5 protein-coding genes are annotated in these 4694 nt (G+C 71.9%); 1 reads left to right on the top strand and 4 read right to left on the bottom strand.

Going from position 1 to position 4694, the window contains the following annotated elements; translation table 11 throughout:
• The first annotated feature begins 15 nt into the window (after nt 1-15).
• Nucleotides 16-1302 (top strand): D-arabinono-1,4-lactone oxidase, encoded by a 1287-nt coding sequence (locus ACY45C_RS09770; RefSeq protein ID WP_462187310.1) that lies wholly within the window; start codon nt 16-18, stop codon nt 1300-1302.
• 69 nt (nt 1303-1371) lie between these two features.
• Here ACY45C_RS09770 and ACY45C_RS09765 read toward each other — a convergent pair whose 3' ends face one another.
• The 4 genes from ACY45C_RS09765 to ACY45C_RS09750 form a co-directional block, all read right to left on the bottom strand.
• A complete protein-coding gene (locus tag ACY45C_RS09765) occupies nt 1372-2100 on the bottom strand; it encodes an ABC transporter ATP-binding protein (protein WP_462187302.1) in 729 nt (242 codons plus the stop codon).
• Nucleotides 2100-3059: an ABC transporter ATP-binding protein gene (locus ACY45C_RS09760; protein WP_462187301.1), complete on the bottom strand. Its 960-nt coding sequence runs from the start codon at nt 3057-3059 to the stop codon at nt 2100-2102. The genes ACY45C_RS09765 and ACY45C_RS09760 overlap by 1 nt, the downstream gene beginning before the upstream one ends.
• Nucleotides 3056-4468 (bottom strand): branched-chain amino acid ABC transporter permease, encoded by a 1413-nt coding sequence (locus tag ACY45C_RS09755; RefSeq protein ID WP_462187300.1) that lies wholly within the window; start codon nt 4466-4468, stop codon nt 3056-3058. The genes ACY45C_RS09760 and ACY45C_RS09755 overlap by 4 nt, the downstream gene beginning before the upstream one ends.
• Nucleotides 4465-4694, bottom strand: a 230-nt coding sequence (locus ACY45C_RS09750) for an ABC transporter permease subunit (protein ID WP_462187299.1), incomplete at its 5' end; no start/stop codon positions are given. The genes ACY45C_RS09755 and ACY45C_RS09750, both read right to left, overlap by 4 nt.

Raw genomic sequence — 4694 nt, 5'->3', positions numbered from 1 at the left:
ACGTCCCCCCGGTCGGTGCGCCTCGCCCGCCCCCGCGACGCGGAGGAGATCTCCGCCCTGGTCGGTACCGCCGTCCGGGACGGTCATCAGATCCGAGCGATCGGATCGTCCCATTCCATGAGCGCCATCGGCCGCCCGGACCCGGGCTCCGTCCAGGTCTGCCTGGACAGGTGCGCCGACCTCGTTGCCCTGGACGGCGGCAGCGGCCTGGTGACGGTGCGCGGTGGGATGACCATGCGCCGGCTGAACCGGCTGCTCGCGGAGGCCGGGCTCGCCCTGACCAACCAGGGCGACGTCGACGAGGTGACCATCGCGGGTGCCATCTCAACCGGCACCCACGGCACCGGGGCCCGCTTCGGTGGCCTGTGCACCCAGGTCCGGGCGCTCGAGGTGGTGCTCGGCGACGGCAGCGTGGTCACCTGTTCACGCGGCGAACGTCCCGAGTTGTTCGCCGCCGCCCGGCTGGGCCTGGGTGCCGTCGGCGTCGTCACGTCGGTCACCCTGCAGGCGGTGCCGCTGTTCGCCCTGCAGGTCCAGGAGGGCCCGATGCGCCTGGACAAGGTCCTCGACTCCTACGACGAGCTCGTCGACCAGACCGACTACCTTCGCTTCTCGTGGTTTCCGCACACCACGACGGCCCTGGTCAGACGCGGTCAGCGGCGTCCGCTCGACGACGGCCTGGCGCCGCTGCCCCGGCTGCGCTGCTGGGTCGACGACGAACTGGTGTCGAACACCCTCTTTGGCGCGCTGATGACGACGGGCCGGCGGATGCCCGCGGCGGTGCGGCCCATCGCGCACGTCAGCGCGCGGGCGTCGGGCAGCCGCACGTTCCGCGACCTGTCCTACCGGGTGTTCACCTCCCACCGCCGGGTCCGGTTCAAGGAGATGGAGTACGCCCTCCCCCGTGCCGATCTCGCCGCGACGCTGCGTGAGCTGGTCTACGCCATGGGGAGCGCGGACGTGCGCGCCGTCTTCCCGGTGGAGGTCCGATGCGCCGCCGCGGACGAGATCCCGATGTCGACGGCGTACGGCCGCGGCACCGCCTACATCGCCGTGCACATGGATCACCGCGGTGCGCACGGCGACTACTTCGACCTCGCCGAGAAAATCATGTTGTCGGTCGGCGGCCGGCCGCACTGGGGCAAACTGCATTCGCTGGACGCGGCGACGCTGCGTGGGCTCTATCCCCGTTTCGACGACTTCCTGGCCGTGCGCGACGCCGCCGACCCGACCGGGGTGTTCGCGAACGCGTACCTCGACCGCGTCCTCGGCTCACCGGCCGGCGCCCCCAACGCTCGGTGACCTGACCACGGCACGCCACGGCGGTTTCTCGCCGATGTGGCGACGGGCGGAGCCGCGGTCGCGGGCGGTTCAGCCCGCGGTGGTCCGGCCGCCGACGTCCTCGCCGAGGTAGGCCTGCCGGACCCGGTCGTCGGCCAGCAGGCTCGCGGCGGTGCCCGCCAGCACGACCTCGCCGGTCTCCAGCACGTAGCCACGGCCCGCGATCCGCAGCGCCGAGGCCGCGTTCTGCTCGACCAGCAGCACCGCGACCCCCTCCCGGTTGATCTCCGCGATCACCTCGAAGATGGTCTGAACGATCATCGGGGCCAACCCCATCGACGGCTCGTCGAGGAGCATCAGCCGGGGACGGCTCATCAGCGCGCGTCCGATCGCGAGCATCTGCTGCTCGCCGCCGGACAACGTGCCTCCCGGCTGCGCGACCCGCTCGGCCAGCCGGGGGAAGAGCGCGAACACCCGGTCGAGGTCGGTCCGCACGTGCCGGCGATCGTGGTAAGCGCCCATCAGGAGGTTCTCGCGGACACTCATGCTCGGGAAGATCCGCCGACCCTCGGGCACGTGGCTCACCCCCCGGCCGACGAGTTCGTGCGCCGGAATCGACGACAACGGGCGACCGTCCAGCCACGCCTGTCCCGCCCGGGGCCGCAGCAGTCCGGAGATCGTCCGCAGCGTGGTCGTCTTGCCGGCGCCGTTGGCTCCGAGCAGGGTGACGATCTCGCCCTCAGCCACCTCCAGGCTGACGCCGCGCAGGGCGGTGACGGCGCCGTAGGCGACCTCGACACCGGCCAGAGTCAGCAGCATCAGCGCAATTCCTTCCACCCGGCAGGGCCGGCCGGGCTGGGATCCGCCGTATCGGGATCCGCCGCGCCGGCGTCGGCTAGGCCCAGGTACGCCTCGATGACCGCCGGGTCCCGCTGGACCTCCGCCGGCGTGCCGGACGCGATGATCCGGCCGAAGTTGAGCACCACCACCGAGGTCGCCACCGACATGACCAGCCGCATGTCATGCTCGATGAGCAGGACCGACACCCCGGTGCCCGCGATCCGGATGATCAGCTCCACCAGGTCGCGCTTCTCCGCCGGGTTCGTGCCGGCCGCGGGCTCGTCGAGCAGCAGCAGGCGCGGCTCGGTACCGAGCGCCCGGGCGATCTCCAGCCGGCGTTGCTCGCCGTAGGGCAGCGACGCGGCGAGCTCGTGCGCCCGGTGCGGCAGGCCCACGAGCTCGAGCAGCTCCAGCGCGTGCCGCACGCCGTCACGCTCGGCCCGCCGGGCGCCCGGCAGCCCCAGCACCGCGGCCAGCGGCCCGTACCGCTGCCGCACCTCGGTCCCGATCTGGACGTTCTCCAGCGCCGACAGAGCGGGGAAGAGCCGGATGTTCTGGAAGGTCCGGGCGACGCCGAGCCGGGTGATGGCGTGCGGGCGGCGCCCCACCAGCTCGGCCGGCCAGCCGGGCCGGGGCCAGAAGGTGACCGATCCCTGCTGCGGGCGGTATGCCCCGGTGAGGCAGTTGAACAGCGAGGTCTTGCCGGCCCCGTTCGGTCCGATCACCGCCAGGATCTCGCCTCGGCGCTGGCGCAGTGAGACGCCGTCGAGGCTGGTCACACCCCCGAACCGCAGCGCCAGGCCGCGGGCCTCCACCACCAGGTCCTCCGGGCCTCCGCCGCGCCCGGCGTCCCCGCGGCCCTGGCTGTCCCCGCGCTGCCGGCCCCGGGAGCGCCGGTGTCCCGGCGGCGAGACGCGGTGCGCTCCGCCCCTGGTCACGGCTTGCCTCCCGTGGGCGCGGCGCCCAGGGAGTCCGCCGCGCCGATGCCGGCCTCCGCAAGCTGGATCTCCCGACGCCGTCGGCGCGACGGCACGAGTCCCTGCGGACGGAAGATCATCATGATCACGATGACGGCCCCGAAGTAGATGTACCGGTCCGCGGGCGGGACCTTGTCGCGCAGGTAGAAGGCGATGCCCTGGAGGACGACGGCACCGACCACCACCCCGAGCCGGGAACCCATCCCGCCGAAGATGACGACGGCGACGACGAAGAACGACGCCTGCAGGCTGAAGCTCTGCGGGTTGAAGAACTGTTTGGAGGCGAAGAGCACGCCGGCGAAGCCCGACACCGAGGCGCCGATAGCGAAGGCGAGCAGCTTCATCCGCAGGGTCGCGACCCCGGTCGCCTCGGCGGCGATCTCGTCCTCGCGGATCGCCGCCCAGGCCCGGCCGATCCTGGACCGTTCCAGCCGACCGAAGGCGATCATGACTCCGACGATGATGACCAGGAGCAGGTAATAATACGGTAGCGGGTCGATGCCCCACTCGTAGTCGAGGCCGAGCAGGTTGATCGACAGGTGCGGAACGCCGAAGGCCCCCCGGGCACCGTTCGTGATGTTGTCGGCGTTGTTCGCGATCAGATGGATGATCTCACCGAAACCGAGCGTGACGATCGCCAGGTAGTCACCCCGCAGCCGCAGCGTCGGCGCGCCCAGGACGACGCCGGCGAGCGCGGCGAGGACCAGCGCAATCGGGAAGACGAAGAACGGGTTGAGCACGAAAGGCGCGTGCCACGGCATCGCGGTCTGTGAGGTGAAGTAGGCCGTCGTGTAGGCACCGATGGCGAAGAAGGCGATGTAGCCGAGGTCGAGCAGGCCGGCGTAGCCGACCACGACGTTCAGGCCCAGTGCGAGCAGCGCGTAGATGCCGATGTCGTTGACCATCGACTGCTGCGCGGCGGTCGAGACGACCAGCGGGGCAATGATCGCTACCGCCAGGAGCGTCAGGTTCAGCGCGATCGGGCCGCCCCGGGTGGCGTAGGCCGCACTCACCGGCCCCCGGAGGCCGGCCGCCAGCCGGCCCGCCGCGCCCCGCAATTCGACGCCGAGCGCCAGGACGATCCACAACGCGACGGCGAGCCCCAGGTAGGGCAGGATCCGCGCGTCCAGCACCGAATCCTGAAATGCCTTCAGCGGTTTGTCGGAGCCCCCGGCCGGACCGGTCACCACCGCGGCGAGCACACCCACCAGCAGCAGTACCCCGAGCTGGCGCAGCCGGGCCGGGGAGAACAGCACGGCCGGACGCAGCAATGCGCCCGCCGGGCCGCCACCAGGCTCGCCACCCGCCCCGGCGGGCGGGAGCGGCGCCCCGGCGGTCGGCGGGCGGGCGGACGACGTCGCAGCGCTCACGCTGCCCTCCCCAGACGTTCCCCGAGCAGGCCGGACGGTCGGATCATCAGGATGCCGACCAGGACCAGGAAAGCGATCACGTCCTTGTAGGACGCCTGGAAGATGTATCCGCCGTAGCTTTCCACCAATCCGAGGAGCAGGCCGCCGAGCATCGCCCCGCGCACGTTGCCGATGCCGCCGAGGACCGCGGCGGTGAACGCCTTCGCTCCGGGGACGAACCCCATGC

Source organism: Frankia sp. CcWB2 (genome assembly GCF_977927585.1).
This window is presented reverse-complemented; position numbering and strand designations above follow the sequence as displayed.